The sequence below is a fragment of the Haladaptatus caseinilyticus genome (genome assembly GCF_026248685.1).
GTDB lineage: Archaea > Halobacteriota > Halobacteria > Halobacteriales > Haladaptataceae > Haladaptatus > Haladaptatus caseinilyticus.
On record NZ_CP111036.1, the window covers coordinates 1,232,737 to 1,249,734 of the forward strand.

At 58.0% G+C, this 16,998-nt stretch carries 16 protein-coding genes; 9 read left to right on the forward strand and 7 right to left on the reverse strand.

Annotated features, from left to right (window positions below; genetic code table 11):
• Positions 1-25 precede the first annotated feature (25 nt).
• The gene (locus OOF89_RS06830) at positions 26-2,365 is read right to left on the reverse strand and encodes a hypothetical protein (protein WP_266079542.1); all 2,340 of its coding nucleotides are present in this window, start codon (positions 2,363-2,365) and stop codon (positions 26-28) included.
• 228 nt (positions 2,366-2,593) lie between these two features.
• On the opposite strand from OOF89_RS06830, the gene OOF89_RS06835 reads away from it, so the two are divergent.
• Both OOF89_RS06835 and OOF89_RS06840 read left to right on the forward strand, forming a co-directional pair.
• Positions 2,594-4,270, forward strand: coding sequence for a PQQ-binding-like beta-propeller repeat protein (locus tag OOF89_RS06835; RefSeq protein ID WP_266079544.1), 1,677 nt, complete (start codon positions 2,594-2,596; stop codon positions 4,268-4,270).
• Positions 4,271-4,425: 155 nt separating this feature from the next.
• A complete protein-coding gene (locus tag OOF89_RS06840) occupies positions 4,426-5,610 on the forward strand; it encodes an aspartate kinase (RefSeq protein ID WP_266079546.1) in 1,185 nt (394 codons plus the stop codon).
• A gap of 69 nt (positions 5,611-5,679) precedes the next feature.
• Here OOF89_RS06840 and OOF89_RS06845 read toward each other — a convergent pair whose 3' ends face one another.
• Positions 5,680-5,913, reverse strand: a complete 234-nt coding sequence (locus OOF89_RS06845) for a hypothetical protein (RefSeq protein WP_266079549.1) — start codon at positions 5,911-5,913, stop codon at positions 5,680-5,682.
• 405 nt (positions 5,914-6,318) lie between these two features.
• Here OOF89_RS06845 and hemL point away from each other — a divergent pair, with 405 nt between their 5' ends.
• On the forward strand, positions 6,319-7,659 hold the full coding sequence (gene hemL, locus OOF89_RS06850) for a glutamate-1-semialdehyde 2,1-aminomutase (RefSeq protein ID WP_266079551.1): 1,341 nt from the start codon (positions 6,319-6,321) through the stop codon (positions 7,657-7,659).
• 72 nt (positions 7,660-7,731) lie between these two features.
• Positions 7,732-8,211, forward strand: a complete 480-nt coding sequence (locus tag OOF89_RS06855) for a hypothetical protein (protein WP_266079553.1) — start codon at positions 7,732-7,734, stop codon at positions 8,209-8,211.
• A 64-nt stretch (positions 8,212-8,275) separates the two neighbouring features.
• Here the strand turns inward: OOF89_RS06855 and OOF89_RS06860 are convergent, their stop codons facing one another.
• The gene (locus OOF89_RS06860) at positions 8,276-8,452 is read right to left on the reverse strand and encodes a hypothetical protein (protein ID WP_266079555.1); all 177 of its coding nucleotides are present in this window, start codon (positions 8,450-8,452) and stop codon (positions 8,276-8,278) included.
• Positions 8,453-8,643: 191 nt separating this feature from the next.
• Here OOF89_RS06860 and hemC point away from each other — a divergent pair, with 191 nt between their 5' ends.
• The 5 genes from hemC to OOF89_RS06885 all read left to right on the forward strand — a co-directional run bounded on the left by hemC (position 8,644) and on the right by OOF89_RS06885 (position 13,809).
• Positions 8,644-9,756: a hydroxymethylbilane synthase gene (gene hemC, locus OOF89_RS06865; protein WP_266079557.1), complete on the forward strand. Its 1,113-nt coding sequence runs from the start codon at positions 8,644-8,646 to the stop codon at positions 9,754-9,756.
• Positions 9,753-10,484 (forward strand): uroporphyrinogen-III synthase, encoded by a 732-nt coding sequence (locus OOF89_RS06870; protein ID WP_266079559.1) that lies wholly within the window; start codon positions 9,753-9,755, stop codon positions 10,482-10,484. Before hemC ends, OOF89_RS06870 begins: the two co-directional genes overlap by 4 nt.
• A gap of 27 nt (positions 10,485-10,511) precedes the next feature.
• Positions 10,512-11,924, forward strand: coding sequence for a single-stranded-DNA-specific exonuclease RecJ (locus OOF89_RS06875; protein WP_266079561.1), 1,413 nt, complete (start codon positions 10,512-10,514; stop codon positions 11,922-11,924).
• Positions 11,925-12,904: 980 nt separating this feature from the next.
• Positions 12,905-13,168, forward strand: coding sequence for a hypothetical protein (locus tag OOF89_RS06880; RefSeq protein ID WP_266079563.1), 264 nt, complete (start codon positions 12,905-12,907; stop codon positions 13,166-13,168).
• A gap of 113 nt (positions 13,169-13,281) precedes the next feature.
• Positions 13,282-13,809: a metal-dependent hydrolase gene (locus OOF89_RS06885; protein WP_266079564.1), complete on the forward strand. Its 528-nt coding sequence runs from the start codon at positions 13,282-13,284 to the stop codon at positions 13,807-13,809.
• A gap of 176 nt (positions 13,810-13,985) precedes the next feature.
• On the opposite strand, the gene OOF89_RS06890 is transcribed toward OOF89_RS06885, so the two are convergent.
• From OOF89_RS06890 to OOF89_RS06905, 4 genes are all read right to left on the reverse strand, one after another.
• The gene (locus OOF89_RS06890; RefSeq protein ID WP_266079566.1) at positions 13,986-15,263 is read right to left on the reverse strand and encodes a nucleotide sugar dehydrogenase; all 1,278 of its coding nucleotides are present in this window, start codon (positions 15,261-15,263) and stop codon (positions 13,986-13,988) included.
• On the reverse strand, positions 15,260-15,490 hold the full coding sequence (locus tag OOF89_RS06895) for a hypothetical protein (RefSeq protein ID WP_266079568.1): 231 nt from the start codon (positions 15,488-15,490) through the stop codon (positions 15,260-15,262). Before OOF89_RS06895 ends, OOF89_RS06890 begins: the two co-directional genes overlap by 4 nt.
• Positions 15,491-15,555: 65 nt before the next feature.
• Positions 15,556-16,656, reverse strand: coding sequence for a non-hydrolyzing UDP-N-acetylglucosamine 2-epimerase (wecB, locus tag OOF89_RS06900; RefSeq protein ID WP_266079570.1), 1,101 nt, complete (start codon positions 16,654-16,656; stop codon positions 15,556-15,558).
• Positions 16,657-16,706: 50 nt separating this feature from the next.
• Complete coding sequence (locus OOF89_RS06905; protein WP_266079572.1) at positions 16,707-16,976, reverse strand: hypothetical protein; 270 nt, start codon at positions 16,974-16,976, stop codon at positions 16,707-16,709.
• Positions 16,977-16,998 lie beyond the last annotated feature (22 nt).

The window sequence follows — 16,998 nt, forward strand, 5'->3', positions numbered from 1 at the left end:
CGGGTCGAATACCCTAAGAGCGTTCTCAGACTGCCCCTTCGAACACAGCGAATCCGACCACTTCCTCGGTATGTTCCATTTCGCTGTCCAAGCTCTGTTCTTCTTGAATCTTGATCTCGACGCCGGTTCCAGTGAGATTTCGATACCGCAGATTCGCCGTGTCTACTCCGTTCATCGTTTGCATGTTGGCGACGAACTGCGGTGACTCGTACTGTTGGTTGAATGACAGCCGGGTCCAGCTGTCCGTGATGGTGGTCCCGGTCCGCCGTACCTCGAACGGCTGGTTTCCGATCCGTCCTGTTCCTTGTTCGAGTGCGATGTAGCCGACCGTTTCATCCAAGTGCCCATCCCTCGCTTCTTCCTCCTGAATCGTCACCCCGAACGAACTGTTCGAAATATCCGACAGTCGTGTGACGATCGGATCGGAGCCGTCAAACGTCTGAACCTGTGCCAGAACGACTGGTGCTTCCGACCCGAAGAAATTACCCAACGATACGGTCTTTCCTTTGCTCGAGACCGCGGCTTCCCCGGACTTCACCCGATACGAGGAACCGCTGTTGAGTTGCAGTTCGAACTCGCCCGGTTCCGTGGCGAGCGTGTGGAACGTCTCGCTCACGTGTGCTCCGTCTAGATATACCCACTCTTCGAGTTTGTACTCGAAGGAACCATCGTCAACGTTTCGGAGACGGGTGTGCACTGGATTCCCACCGTCGAACGACAGCGGTTTCGCGATGGCGATGCCGTTCTGCGGAACGACCGAGTCAGCCTGTTGCCACTGTTTTCTGTTCTGTTGATAGTCACTAGTGATCGTGTTCGTGACGAATATACTCCTGGCGTTCGGATCGAAGGGCTCACCATCGACTGTCCATGTTGCTGGTCCATTCGCTTCAGTCGAAACGATGCCACCGGTCACGTAGAACGCGTACACTTTTCCTGCTGGAACCGTCCCGGTGGCGACCGCCGAATTCGGCGGTCGTCTCGGTTCCCCGTTCGGCCCCCACGACATGGTTATCGTCGCGCCGTCGTTGCCCGCCGGGAGGGCGTAGTCCCCTGCTGTAATCCGATAGGTCGTTGCACTATTGTTGCCCTTGTTGTCGATACGGACGAGCTGTGACGGTTCCATCGGCACTTCTCCCAGCGGTGGTGGACTCGGTAGCGGGGGTGTCGTATCCGGCGCTGTCGGGTTGCCGCCGATCGTCATCCGCTCGCTCACGTAGGACGAATCGGTCGCCGCACCGCTACCGCCCAGAACGCCAGAGACGGTCCCCCACGTGTCCGGAAGCTGCTCGAGCGAGATGGCGTACTGTGAGTTGTGATCGTTGCGAACGTGAACGTTCTGAAGCTGGAGATACTCCAGGTTGGGTGTCGTCCCATCGCTCATCCTTCCGTTCAGCGTGTAGATGGCGTCGTGGCCTTTCCTGGAGTCGTAGCTGATACGAACGTTCTGAACGTCGATGCGCTGGCACGGCGTCGGCGCCGTGATGGCTCCACCGCAACTGCTGTCCGAATACCGGTGATAGAAGTCGCTGTCAGCGACGGTGAGCGTTCCGTCGTAGGTGTTGATACCCGCCGACGAATCCGCCGGATCAGTGGCTTCCGCGTTCACGCCGCGCTGGAGCGACCCGTTCGACCACGCCTGTCGAGGGTGCTGGTCGTCTTTTATCGAGACGTGGTTTTGGACGTCGGTGTTGCCACCGAGTCGCAGTCCATTCTGTGAATTACGGACATAGCAGTTCAGTATTTTCAGCCTCCCTGCGGGTTTCTTGGCGTATATCGTGTTTTCGCCCCAGTTTTCGAACCAACATCGGTTGAACGTGAGCGCGCCCGCTGCCGACTCGACCAGGATGGCTCGGCGATTGCCCGCTTCCGTCGGCTCGCACGCTCCCTCGTGGAAGTAGCAATCCTGTAGGAGACCGCGCTTTCCCGCCGCTGCGGACAGTCGAAAGTACGTTCGTGCCTCGCTCGAACTGTTCGACCCGACGTTCGTGTCCGTGGCTGCTCGGACTCGACCACGGGTGATGAGCCGTCTGAGTTCCCAGTTCCCTGACTCGGAGTTCATTCGGACGAAGGGTGGGAGGGGGGTGTTTCGCATGTCGAGTTCGAAACCATCCAGCACGAACCCGTTCGAGGAGACATCTATCCAGCGCTGATTGTCGTCCGACACTCCGGGGACGAGACGTGCTCCATCTGGCGCGATGAGTTCGAAGTCATCCGTCCCTGACGGGACGACAAGTTCGTTGAGCTTGTACGTGCCTGGCGGGAAGATGACGGTCGTATCACCACCGATGAGACCGTTGAGAACGGAATCGATCGCGGTGCCTCCGGTATCGTCCGCGCCTTGATTCACGATGTCGTAGGTCGGCATTTAGATCCTTCCTCCGGATGGATCGCACGCGTCTTTCGGTCGGATCGCTGCGGTTGGCGTCTGACTCGTTGGCGGTGTATTTTCGCTTTGGTGTTCGATTATTTCTCTCCGACGCATGTCTTGATCAAACACTGTCCAGAACATTGTTATACAGAGCCTGAAGGTAAAATGTTGAGTTCAAGGACACCATAACAAAGCGTCTATTCGTTGGGTTTAAATCTGTGAAATATGAGTGAAAAACGCCACACATCGGAGTACGGAAACACTCGTCGAACGTTTCTGAAAACTATCGGCACTGTAACGACTGTCGCAGGGTACGGCGGTATTTCCATCGCTCGACGTGAGGGGCGTTCGAACTGGGCCCGCCCCGACGGTTGGACTGGCCCTCGGTCGGGTCCGGGACGAACAGGAACCACCGATGATCGCGGCCCGACGCCATATCCCGTGACCGATTGGAAGACGGATTTGGACGGGAGCATGTACCATTCCGAACCCATCGTTGCCGACGACACGCTGTACCTCGCCGTGACGACGAACGACACGCCCGGGGAATTCAGCGGAAGTTTCGGCGCGTACGATCTCGAAAGCGGCGTTGCGAAATGGACCCGTTCGGACATCCCTGCCCCAAAAACGCCCACAGTCGGCGACGAGATGATTTACATCGCGACGAAAGTTCCGGAAACGTCCGATTCTGACGACGTCGGATTCTACGCACTCGACGCGGACAGCGGCGACACGATGTGGTCTCGCACGGACCACGACTATTGGTCCCCACCGGTGGTCACGGAAGATCGAATATATACGTCGAACAAGAATGCAACGTTCGCATTCGACCGTATGACTGGGGAGACCGTCTGGGAAGCGGATGGCGTCGACAGCCTATCCGATGATATCGACGACGCGCTGAGTTACACCGATGGGACCGTTTTCGTCAGCGACGGCACCGCGCTGGACGCGGAAGACGGCTCGACCGAGTGGCAGGTAAAACCCGAGCGGGGTACGCTCGGAAACCCGTCGGTTCGTGACGGGTTGGTTTACTACACGAGAAACGAGTATCTCGTAGGGGACGACGACCGCATTCGGGTCCAAGCACGGTCGGCGGACACCGGAGAAATGGAGTGGTCGTATCGGGAGACCGAAAACGCGTGGGACGGCCGACCCGCCGTCACGCAACGACACATATTCGTCGTCGATTCGGACAGCGACGGGTCGGCGGTAACGGCGCTCGATTCAAAAACAGGTGACGTGGCGTGGACGACGGAAATCCCGGGTGCATTCTTCAGCAGTCCGGTCGTCGGTGACGGAACGATATACCTCGGCGGGCAGTACGTTTCGGAGTCCGACCCATCCGAAGGCAAAGCGCTCATCTACGCGCTCGACAGTGCGACGGGCAACCGAAAATGGTCGTACCTGCTCGACAGCGGCGACCTCGAAACGTCACCCGAAGACCCGCCTGCTGCCGGAACACCCGTCGTGTCGGACGGAAAACTGTACGCCGCGACGTACCCGGCCGGTTCGACGCTCGACTATCGGTACGTCTACTATTCCAACTTCTTCGTCCTCGATTCATGTGCCGAACGGCCGGACGAAGACCACCGACTACCGGTTGATGAGGGACCGGACGACGGGACCGATGTGCCGACCCCCGAGGCTTGTATCGAGGCCATTTCGAACATCGATTGGGACGATCTCGACGCAGGGGACCTCCTCCAACTCGACGCCTCCTGTTCCATCGGTCGTGGACTTCAGTTCGAATGGGACATCGGCGGCGACGGCCAGTACGAGGATTCGGGAAGTTCGATTTCCGTCACTGTACCGAGATGTGGGTCGCTGACGGTCAAACTCCGGATTACTGATACCAACGACGATACGGACAGCACGAGTATTTCCCTCTCGTCGAACTGAGTCCCTCCCGTGTCGCGGTTCGACCCATAAACACTATTTCTTCCTCGGGTTCGGACCATACTTCAACTACTGGCAGATATTCCGGACATGAAAGCAGTTATCTGGTCACCGTTGCTATGCCTGCGCATGAATTACCGACCACGAGTGGTGGTTCGGTGCGCGTAGTTGCCAAATTCGGGGGCACGAGCCTCGGAAGCGGTGACCGCATCAACCGGGCCGCAGACTCCGTCGCCGCTGCCGTCGAAGCAGGTCACGAAATCGCCGTCGTCGCCAGTGCGATGGGTAACACCACCGACGAATTGCTAGAGGAAATCAAATTCGACGCGGACGAACCCGACCGGGCCGAAATCGTTAGCATGGGTGAACGAACGAGCGTTCGAATGCTCAAAGCCGCTCTCGCCGCGCGCGGGGTCGATGCCCTGTTCCTCGAACCCGGTAGCGATGGATGGCCAATCGTCACCGATTCTCGCGGAGAAGTGAACGCCGAGATAACCAAAGAACGGGCAGCCCAGCTCGCCGAAGCGTTGGACGGTACCGTTCCAGTCGTCACGGGATTCCTCGCCGAAGACGAGGAGGGCGGCGTCACCACCCTCGGACGCGGTGGGAGCGACACGACCGCCGTGATGCTCGGTACGTACATGGATGCGGACGAGGTCGTCATCGTCACCGACGTGGAGGGCGTCATGACCGGCGACCCGAGCGTCGTGGAGGGTGCTCGAAACGTCGGCGAAATAACGGTTGACGAGCTTCGAAACCTCTCGTTCCGCGGGGCGGAAGTCGTCGCACCGTCGGCGCTTTCGTACAAGGACGACGATCTGCACGTTCGCGTCGTCCACTACCAGCACGGCGACCTGCTCGCCGGCGGCACGAGCGTCACCGGCAAGTTCGAAAACCTCATCGACATGCGGGAATCGCCACTCTCCTGTATGACCGTCGCCGGACGTGCGATGCGAAATCGCCCCGGTATCCTATCCGATCTCTCCACCGCGCTCGGGGATAGCGACATCAACGTCGATGCGGTGGCCAGCGGGATGGACAGCATCACGTTCTACGTGGACACCGACGTTTCGGAGCGAGCCGAAAACATCCTTCACCAGGAGGTCATCGGCGAGGAGACGCTCTCCAGCGTTACCGTGGACGACCCAATCGCCGTGATTCGAGTCACTGGCGGCGAACTCCCAAACCAACCGGGTATCATCCACGAACTCGTTCAACCGGTCGCGGACGCCCATATCAACGTCCACGACCTGATTACCAGCGCGACCAGCGTGGCGCTGTTCGTTGACTGGGATGACCGCGAGAAGACGCTCGAAATCCTGCAGGACCATTTCCAGCAGTAAGGTGGACCACTTCCAGCAGTTGGGGGATTCAGTACATACGGACGCTCGTTTTCCGGTTCGTCCCCTCGGTCAGCTTTCGGCAAGCAGTTTGTACGCGATCGCAACACCACCACTCAGGAGCGTAACGGCACTTGCGAGGAGGAGGACACCTGCACCGAACGTCACGATCGGTTGAAACGAGGTTTGTAACACGAACTGTGCAAAAAACGCCACGACCCACGACCCGATGAGTACACCGTAGAGTTTCAACATTTCGTCGCTCATCGCATATCGGAGGGCATCGCGGGCGGAAACAGTCGGCATAAATAGATATCCGAACAGACTATATAAACTTGTTTCGTAGTAGAAAGACATTTTCGGCCGTATTCCGCCAGGCGTTCGGGGGAGACGAATGATGCCGATTCCAACTGCTAGCCGTCGGTCATCGGCCCGCCCACTCCACGGCCAACCAGCCGATTCTGGGCTGAAACTCTCTTCCCAACATTCGGTGGCAACCCCGACTAATCACTTGGCGAGCAAGTGCAGTGCACTTGCTCGCCTGCTGTCCTGGTGGCAACGGGCGAAACGAGGCGTACGTCTGGCAGTTGGAATCGTCATATTTCCAACTCCACGTACCGACTCCGCAACAAACGTGGCTCCTCGATAATTCATCTCCCTATCCACGTATTCTCGACACAAACTTTACCCGGCAGTCCGAACCGGCCCAGTATGAACCGCGAGCGCTCTCGAAACCTGTACGACCGCGCGCTATCAGTGACGCCCGGTGGCGTCAACTCCCCCGTTCGAGCCGTTCGACCGCATCCGTTCTTCGTGGAACGAGGCGATGGCGCGCACGTCATCGACGCCGACGGAAACCGGTACCTCGACTACGTGGGGGGGTACGGCCCGCTCCTCTTGGGTCACGACCTGCCCCAATCCGTCCAGTCGGCACTCCAGTCCCAACTCGCCGACGGGCCGATGTATGGCGCGCCAGCGGAGGTCGAAGTCGAACTCGCGGAGTTCGTCACCCGGCATGTTCCGAGCGTCGAGATGATTCGGTTCGTCAACAGCGGGACGGAAGCGACTTCGTCCGCAGTTCGTCTCGCGCGTGGCTACACCGGACGCGACAAAATCGTCGTCATGCAGGGCGGCTACCACGGCGCACAGGAGTCAACACTTGTACAAGGTTCCTCGGGCCGAACCTCGGAACCGAGTTCCAGCGGGATTCCGTCGGCGTTCGCCGAGGAAACCATCACGCTCCCGTTCAACGACGCCGAGGCAGCGCGCGAACTGTTCGAGGAACGCGGCGACGAAATCGCCTGCGTGATGACCGAACCGATTCTCGGCAACTGCGCCAGTATCCCGCCGGTCGATGGCTATCTGGAAACCCTGCGGGAACTGACCGCGGAACACGGTTCGCTCCTCGTGTTCGACGAGGTGATGACCGGCTTTCGAATCGGCGGTCTTCAATGTGCACAGGGCAAGTTCGGCGTCACACCCGACTTGACGACCTTCGCCAAAGTTATCGGCGGTGGCTTCCCTGTCGGCGCAATCGGTGGGCGAGCGGACATCATCGAGCAGTTCGCACCGACAGGAAACGTGTTTCAGGCAGGTACCTACTCAGGTCACCCGCTCTCACTGACCGCCGGATTGGAGATGCTACGATTCGCCGCGAAAAACGACGTGTACGACCACGTCAACGGTCTCGGGGAGAAACTTCGATCGGGACTGACCGACATCCTCGCCGACCACGCGCCGGAATATACCGTGGTCGGACAGGACAGCATGTTCAAGGTCGTCTTCACGCGCGACGGGCCGCGTGATTTGGAGGGACAATGTGATGCGGGCTGCATGCAGAATCCGGACTGTCCGCGATTCGACTACTGCCCGAAGGACAAAACGGACGTTGACCGTGCGGAAACCGACCGCTGGGAGCGTCTCTTCTGGCCCGCCATGCTGGACCAGGGGATCTTCCTCACGGCGAATCAGTTCGAATCGCAGTTCATCAGCTACGCCCATACCGAGGAGGATGTCGAGGAAACGTTGGAGGCGTACAAGGAAGCATTGTAGACTCCCTCCGATGGGCTCGTCGTCCTTCCGCAGGCGACATTCGTTTTATCCCCCCGTCCTAACAGGGACGTAATGAGACGCCCACAGCTCTCCGGCGACCGGGTACAGTCGCGCTGGTGGTACTGGATCGCGGCGGTTCCCATCGTTTTCGTTTTTTGGTTGGTGACCGTCGCGTGGGTCGCGTTCGCCATGTCGATTGACCCTAGTTTCGTCGGTGATTCCGCTCCGTCGTTTTTCGTCCGTCTTCTCGTCGCCATCCCGCACGCAACCGTCGTCTCACTGGTGGCGGTCGGAATTCCGTTCGCCGTTCTCATCGCGATCCTCCCGCTCGCGGTGTTTCAGGATACGGTCGCAATCAACCGTGCTGAAACTGGATGGGAGCCGTCGAGCCGGAACTTCGCCCTCTCCGGGTTGCTTGGACTCATCGCAGCAGTCGTAGTTGGGATTTTCACCATCGATATCTCGCTCGCCATCATCGCCGGATTCGTCCTGAGTGTTCCCTTCGCACTGTATTATCTTCGGGAACGTCACGAGAAGCTCGGCGTTCCGTAAGAATGCGGATCTCGTGAGGCTGTCGATGATTTCTCTGCTCTCGATGGTTTTCTGGAACGACGACTCACAGCATCGCCCGAATTGCTGGCTCCAAAAACCGCCTGCGGACAGTCGTGCCGACCGCTCCCCCGATTGTCCGCGACGTTCCCTCTCCTCCCCGGGTGTTCGGACATCTGCGCCAGCGGTCGGCGCAGGTGTTCCCGCCGTGCATCCTGAAATCAGCAGGTCGATTAATAGCCATGCTGCTGCCGGTGACACAACCGGTAGAGTGCTTGCCGCTTCCCGTGTGAGCAGAACCGTCCTCCGGTGCTTTTGTCGAGCTTTTACAGGGGAACGGACGGGGTCTGCTCGAATCGCGCAGACTCCGTCTTTTGACCGTCGTAAAAGGTCGGTTGCGAAGATGGTTTTACTATCCAGTGCGGAGGGGAGGATATGAGCAAGCGCGGAAAGGAACTCACGTTGGCGACGCGGGGGTCGGACCTCGCCATCCGACAGTCGGGGGAGGTAACGGCGGCACTGGAAGACCGTCGGTTCTCGGTCGAACTCGTCGAAGTGGAGACGACTGGCGACCAGTTGGACGACGCACTCATCACGGAACTCGGAAAGACTGGTGCGTTCGTTCGTGATTTGGACCAAAAAGTGCTGGACGAGGAGGTCGATGGAGCGATCCATTCGATGAAGGATATGCCGACCGAACATCCGAACGAACTCATCGTCGCGGGCGTCCCCGAGCGCGCGAGCGCGAACGACGTGCTGGTTACGCCCGATGGAAAGCCCATCGACGCGCTCCGGGAGGGTGCAGTCGTCGGCACGTCAAGCCTTCGTCGGAAAGCCCAACTGCTGAACCATCGACCGGACCTCACGGTCGAACCCCTGCGTGGAAACGTCGATACGCGAATCGAGAAACTGCTCGCCCCGGTGCTTCAGGCTGAACACGAAGAACGTACTGAGGAAGAAAAAGAACGGAAAGCGCACTCCGGAAAGAAGGACAGCTACGAGTTCCCCTACGACAAACGTGTCGAGGAGTGGTTCGACGACCTCGCCGAAATCGAACGACAGGCACTCGAACGCGACGTCGATACCGAGTACGACGCCATCGTTCTCGCCGAAGCGGGACTCCAACGAAGTGGGTTAGCACATCACGTGGAGTACGACAGACTTCCGCGCAGTCAGTTCGTCCCCGCGCCCGGTCAGGGTGCGCTGGCAGTCACCACGCTCGATAACGAACGTTCCCGGGACATCAACACGGTTCTCGACCATCCACGGACACGGGTCGAAACGACCGTCGAGCGGACTATTCTTCGCGAACTGAACGGTGGTTGCATCGCTCCTATCGGGGTCCACGCCATCATTCAGGGGGAGAACGTTCACGTCGAGGTACAGGTGTTCAGTCAGGATGGATCGGAACAGGTCTCCCTCAAACGCGACGTTCCGATTCAAACCCACGTCACTGGCGCAAAGAACGTCGCAAGCGACCTTGCGGACCGCGGTGCCAGAGACCTCATCGCCGAAGCGAGACGAGAAACGGGGGCTGACGAGGAATGAAAATCGCCGTTTTCCGCCCGGATGACGAACGACTCGAGGATGCGGTTTCCCTGCTCGAATCGCTCGATGCAGAGCCGGTTCCGGACCCGATGCTTGCGGTTCGTCCGACTGGAAAGAAACCACGACAAGCCGATTTCGTCGTCCTGACGAGCAAGACGGGCGTCGAACTAGCACACGAGGCTGGGTGGAATCCCGGGGACGCCACTGTCTGCGCAATCGGCGAAGGAACCGCCGCTGCATTCCGCGAATACGGCTACGAGGTCGATATCGTGCCGGACAAATTCTCGTCACACGGATTGGTCGCCGTACTCGCGAACCGTGTGCAGGGACAACGCGTCGAAGTCGCTCGGAGCGACCACGGAAGCGACGTTCTCACGGATGGCCTCGCCGACGTTGGTGCGAAAGTGAACGAAACCGTCCTCTACGAACTCGTCCGACCGAAGCGGTCGGGAGATTCCACAGAACTCGCCGCCAATGGTGAACTCGACGGTGTTTTGTTCACGTCGTCGCTCACGGTCCAACACTTCTTAGAGGCCGCAGAAGACCGTGGGATTCGAGAGGAAACGCTGACCAACCTCGAAGACATGGTCGTCGGCGCGATCGGTGGTCCAACTCACGACACGGCCCGTGACCACGATATCCGAGTCGATGTGGTCCCCAAAACCGCCTCTTTCGACCGATTGGCACGTAAAGCGGTCGAACGTCTTCGGGAGAAGGCGGAGGTTTAAACGAGAAGACGAATCAAGGATGTATCGATGAGTCCTCCGGTTCCGGAACTGAGCGAGTGTGCGACAGCCTGTGCGGACAGAATACGCGATGCAGATGAAATCCTTCTCGCTTCGCATATCGACGCCGACGGCCTGACGAGCGCCGCGATTGCGTCGTCCGCGCTGTCTCGCTCCGGAATCCCGTTCGAAACCGTGTTCAGTAAACAACTCGACGCGAAGGAAATCGAAGCGATCGCGGCGACCGAATACGATACCGTCCTGTTTACGGACTTCGGAAGCGGACAACTCGACATCATCGCCGAGCACGAATCCGCCGGCGATTTCACGCCCATCATCGCCGACCATCACCAACCGGCGGATGCGGACACGGAATTTCATCTCAATCCGCTTCTGTTCGGCCTCGATGGTTCCTCGGAACTTTCCGGTGCAGGAGCAAGCTACGTCCTCGCGCGGGCGCTCGAACCCAGAAATGGCGACAACCGCGACCTCGCGGCCCTTGCCGTCGTCGGTGCCGTCGGCGACATGCAGATCTCGGATGGCGAACTCGTGGGTGCAAACACCGGTATCGTCGAGGAAGGTACCGAAGCCGGCGTCGTCGAAACTGGAACCGATCTCGCGCTGTACGGGAAACAGACCAGGCCGCTTCCCAAACTGCTCGAATATGCGACCGACGTGTACATTCCCGGTATTTCGAACAACAAGAGCGGTGTTCTTCGATTTCTCGACGGTGTCGGTATCGATTTGAAAGCGGACGGCGATTGGCGTCGCTGGGTCGATTTGACCGACGAGGAGCGCCAGACGGTCGCCAGTGCACTGGTCAAACGCGCGATGCGGAAGGGCGTTCCTGCGCAGAAAATCGGCGGACTCGTTGGGACCTCCTACACCCTCGTTGCCGAGCCGGAAGGGACCGAACTGCGTGACGTAAGCGAGTTTTCGACCCTACTGAATGCTACTGCGCGCTACGAACGGGCGGATGTCGGTCTCGCTGTTTGCCTCGGCGACCGTGGTGAGGCATTAGAACGCGCACGAACCCTCTTGACGAACCACCGCCGTAACCTCTCGGAAGCGATCAGTTGGGTGCAGTCCGAGGGCGTCAATCGAGAGGAGCACGTTCAGTGGTTTCATGCCGAAGACCGTGTCCGCGAAACTATCGTCGGTATCGTCGCCGGAATGGCCGTCGGTGCCGACGGTATCGACCGCGGAACGCCCATCTTTGCCTTTGCCGAAAAGAACGACGAGGAAGTGAAAGTTTCCGCACGCGGAACGCCGGGCCTCACACGCAGCGGGCTTGATCTTTCGGTCGTAATGAAAGAGGCGTCGCGTGCCGTTGGCGGTGATGGTGGTGGTCACAACGTTGCGGCAGGAGCGACGATACCGAAGGGTGAAGAACGAACGTTTATCGACCGTGCGGACGAACTAGTTGGCGAGCAAATGAGATGAGCGTCTCACCGGTAATGACGCTGTATTCCTTTCGATAATCACTGAGCCTGTCGGTTCGAACGTTGCCGTGGATATTCGCTATCCCGAGTGGATTTGATATCTCAGCATAGGGTTTACGCAACATCTCTCGTCGATTTCACAGACCTATCGGAAACGGCCCGAGGCCTCGATTCTGTACCGAACCGACACTCGACAATCCGGACCCTGGTGCGCGTCGAACGAAGTAGTCCATTTTTCGAGTCTAATCGGATACATCGGGAGGATATCCACATCGTGGTTCCGTTCTTGGTGTCGTGGGGTCCAGGCGATCCGTAGCGGTATTCGAGCTTTGCCGAAGAAAGACGGCGAGAGCGTTGCCCTTCCCGTGTTTCTCCCACGATTGCCGAAGCGGACCACTCTCGTGTGTATATCGCCTATCGCTATACAAAATCGTACTGTGGAGGACGGACGCTTGGGTACTGTCGTTACAATCGTAACCGTACTCGAGAAGAGGTGTACGTCTAGCGAAGGCATATCGGCAGTGCACGGCACCTAGCGGGATCAAATAACTACGAAACGACTATCGAAACCATATTACTGACAATCGATAGTTTCTCGCTCATCCCCAGGTGTCTACGACTATACCGGGTTGACACCCGATTCGGATGCAACCCTTGCAACTATGACTGCTGGTTCGGTTTTTTTGGCCGGTACTCGCAACCGACTCTGGATTTCGATGTCGGGCATTCTATCCGTTCGACCGGGACTGGACGGCCGTTTCGAATATTTCGTCTCCGGAACTCGATGCTACCCACTAGTTTTACGGGTTTCCTTCGACACCGACGCCGGGGATTTGGTGTGAGTGACGATACCGCCGGTGCCGCTGTCCAAAATCGACGTTACGGTATCGATAACGGGATGAAGATACGAGAACGGTGGCCCGGATTGAAGTCCCGACTTGGCGACGCACCTGTGGGGAGTTTTGACTCCCGTGTGAATCCATGACAAGAAAACTGAGAAGCGCGCTGGTCATACTACTCGCTGGCAGTATTCTCGCTGCCGGTTTTGCCGGAACGACTGCCGCACAGGACCGACAGATGACGCAATCGCAACTCGACTCGATGTCGTGTGCTGAACTCGATGCTACGTATCAGCACGGTATCGCGCGCGTTCAAAATAGCGACATGCCGCCGGAGCGAAAGCGAAGCCTCATGCAGCGCGGTACCACGCTCTACAACCTCTATAAATTCCGCAAAGGTTGCTAAGCGGGTCACAACTTTTCGTACACCGAGCGCCGTTGGACCGTTATGCGGCGCTCGGAATCCGGAGAATCGAGACCCCCAGAGTGATTAAGACAACCCAAGTTGAGACACTCGGCATGTGGCCGTGGGGACATCTGGCGGTGGGATACATCGCGTACTCCGGATTTCGACGAACCTGGTCAGCGCGCCCGCCGACTGATTACGAAGTTTTCGCACTCGCCCTCGGAACGCAGTTTCCGGATATCATCGATAAACCGCTTGCGTGGGGGTTCGGCGTCTTGCCGACGGGTCGTTCGCTCGCACATTCGCTACTGACGGCGAGTTTGTTGCTCGCCATTACGTACGGTTACTGTCGACGAAGGGGTATTCGAAACTTCTGGGCTGCCTTCGCAATCGGATACCTCACCCATCCATTTGCTGACGTGTTTCAACCAGTTTTGCTCGGTCAATACCAATACGCAGTGTTCTTACTCTGGCCCATCCGTTCGTTCCCGACGAACCATCCTGTCTACGTTTCGCCGTTCGACGCGTCGGGATTTTTCGCGTTCGAACTCCTCCTCGTGGCCGTGGCACTCATCGTCTGGCTATTCGATGGTACCCCAGGATTGGACGTTGTCACGGCTTCGACGAACACCCGAAAGTAGTAGAATCACACCCGGACGGAGCGTGTGGTAGAACTCGCCCTACGGAACGGTCGATAGTGGACATCTGATGTGAACTCGTCGGTGAAGAGATTGCTCCGCTTCGCCTAGTGATGTGCTCCGCCGACTGATGCAGGGGCAACAACCGCGAAACGACGAATACGCGCTCCGTTCGTCCTTCATAACTGGATTCTCGATTCGGGGTCGAGTGGGTCGGTCCCGCCGAACTGAAGCAGCTTTACGTCGTTTTCGACGAACCAGGGTTCGAGTACATCGAGTTCGTCTACCGATTTCGGGTGTGGAACGAGTTGTAACACCACGTCCGGTCGGTGCTCGGCCAGCACCGATTCGAGCGTTTCGTACGTCATTCCTTCCACGTGCCGGTCGTAGTGGTTCACCCGATAGCCGTCGCTCCGGAGCGAATCGACGATTTGTATCGCTGAGCTATTCCGACAGTCGTACGTTCCCGGCTTGTAGGCCGCTCCGAGAGCGACGATTTTCGGATCGACGTACTCGGCGAGTGAACGACGGACTTTCCGGGCGGCGACAGTGGGCATCTTGTCGTTGATTCGCCGTGCACTCGTTATGAGGTTCGAATACTCCGGATTGATCTCGTCGAGGAACCACGGATCAACCGGCAGGCAGTGACCGCCGACACCGATACCCGGCGTGAGAACATCGACGCGAGGATGATTGTTCGCTAGTTCGATGACTTCATTCATGTTGGTGCCGAGCCGTTCGCCGATGAGCGCGAACTCGTTCGCCAATGCGATGTTTACATCCCTGAACGTGTTCTCGATGAGTTTACACAGCTCCGCCGAGAGTAAGTCTGTGGTGTAGATGGTTCCCTCCACGAACGGTCGATATATCTCTGTCGCACGGCGAATACTCGTTTCGTCGATTCCACCGATAACGCGGTCGTTCGTTCGAATCTCCTCGAAGACGTTTCCCGGAAGTATTCGTTCAGGGGAGTGCGCGAGAGACACGTCATCTCCCGGTTCGAATCCGGCCTGTTCCAGTCGCGGAACGACCATCTCTTCGCACGTCTGCGGCGGGAGCGTTGATTCGATGTTTATCAAATCACCGTCCGTGAGATGCGGAATGATGGACTCCAGCGCGCTCCGAACGTAACTTAGGTCGGGTGACTTCGTCGGATTTGCAAGTGGTGTTGGGACCGAAATGATGAACGCATCCCCTTCGACCGGTTCGGTCCGGACATCGAGGTTCTCCGTTACATCGTCGCTCGCCAGTAGGGATTCGAACTCTGCTTCGTCGAAGTTGAGCGTTCGGTCGTTGATCGCTTTCACCACGTTCTCGTCGATATCGACTCCGACGACGTGTTTCCCGTTCTCGGCGAGGAGCAGCGCGAGTGGCAAACCGATGAACCCCATCCCCACCACGACGACGGTTTCGACGGACTCTCGTGTGGTCGATTGATCGGTGCTATTCGACGTCATGCTTCCTCGCTCTGTCGCCCGAATCCGCGGATAAGATGATAGACGAGGTCACAGTTTCGTTCCCCGAAAACACGCTCGATTCGTCGGTACGTACTCACACCACACTGGTAGTAGCGCTGGCGTTCGTTCGACGGTCGGTCAGCAACCAAAACATCGTGCCCCCTCGATTCTTCAGTAAGTGGCGCCTCGGTAGCATCCACTCCCCCCGTAACTAAGAAGACGGACATGGCATAGAAACAGTCATTAGCTATCATTAACTAGTTTGTGGGCTTAGGTATATACTCCTGAGCGTCTAGTGGTTGCCCTCTACCGACTCGGCAAGTTCGTCAAGAATCCCTTCCGCTGCCGTGCCGTCCCCGAATGGATTCGGCCAATTGGGCGTGACAGTGAGCATCGACTTCGCACCCGACCGTATTCCTTCGGGGTGGGTTCCGACGAGGGTATTCGCACCGACATCGAGCGTCTCCGGGCGCTCGGTCGACGTGCGCATCGTCACGCACGGCGTGTTGAGAATACAGGCTTCCTCTTGAACGCTGCCGGAGTCCGTAAGAATCACCTTTGCACTGTTCTCGAGGTGCAGGAAATCGAGGAAATCCTGCGGTTCGATCGTCTCGATCGTCTCCGGTATGGGGAGGTCGAACTCCGATACGCGATTTTCGGCTCTCGGATGAATCGGATAGACGATATCAAGTCCGGTTTCGTTCGCAAACGAGTGGGCACCACGCAGGATGTTCGAAAACCGTTCGCGGTCATCGACGTTTTCGGCTCGGTGTGCCGTCATCAGAGCGAACGCCCCCGGAGTAAGGTTGTTTTCCGAGAGGATCGAACTTTTGTCGGCTGCGATTCGTCGATGCTGCTCGACCGCATCGACGATGGTGTTTCCGGTGACGGTGATTTTTCGGTCGGGAATCCCTTCGGATAGCAGAAGCTCGCGTGATTTCTCGGTAGGAGCGAACAGGAAATCCGCCGCGTGGTCAGTAAGCACTCGGTTGACCTCCTCGGGCATCTCACGGTCGAAACTTCGCAAACCCGCTTCGATGTGACCCAACTCGCTGTCGAGTTTTGCCGTCGCGAGCGCTCCAGCGAGAACGGAGTTGGTATCGCCTTGGACGAGGACGACATCCGGATTCTCATCGACGACGATGTTCTCGATTTTTCGGAGCATCTCGGCGGTCTGTCGGCCGTGTATATCCGAGCCGACTTCGAGATTGTAGTTCGGTGTCGGTAGATCGAGCTGTTCGAAAAAGATCGAATCCAGGTTTGCGGAGTAGTGCTGGCCCGTATGCACGACCTTGTTCGACACTCCGTTCTCGTCGCACCTTCGTATGAGCGGTGATAGTTTGATGATTTCCGGACGAGTCCCCAAGATTGTCACTAACGTTAGATCCCCCATCCCGAACCTAGTGCCAATCGCTGATACAAAGAGTGCTTCCGTTTATCAGGTCATGTCCGGACATAAAACATTTCGGTGGATGGGTTCGATTTCGTCGCATCGACGGAGAACTGTTGCTCACGGACGGTTCTGTCGGTGGTTTCGTGTCTGTTCGTACATTTTTCCACAGGAAATGTCCGTTCGGTATGATCACGTGTGCACTCGTCGCGCTGTTGACGCTCGTCTGTCGGCTTGAGGGTCGCTAGAATGCTGTTCGCCGGTTCGTCGGCCCGCTCCAGTGGAACGACCCATCCCTCAGTTCCACCCCAATCTGTGTGCATCGGCGAACTGGGACTGAATGTC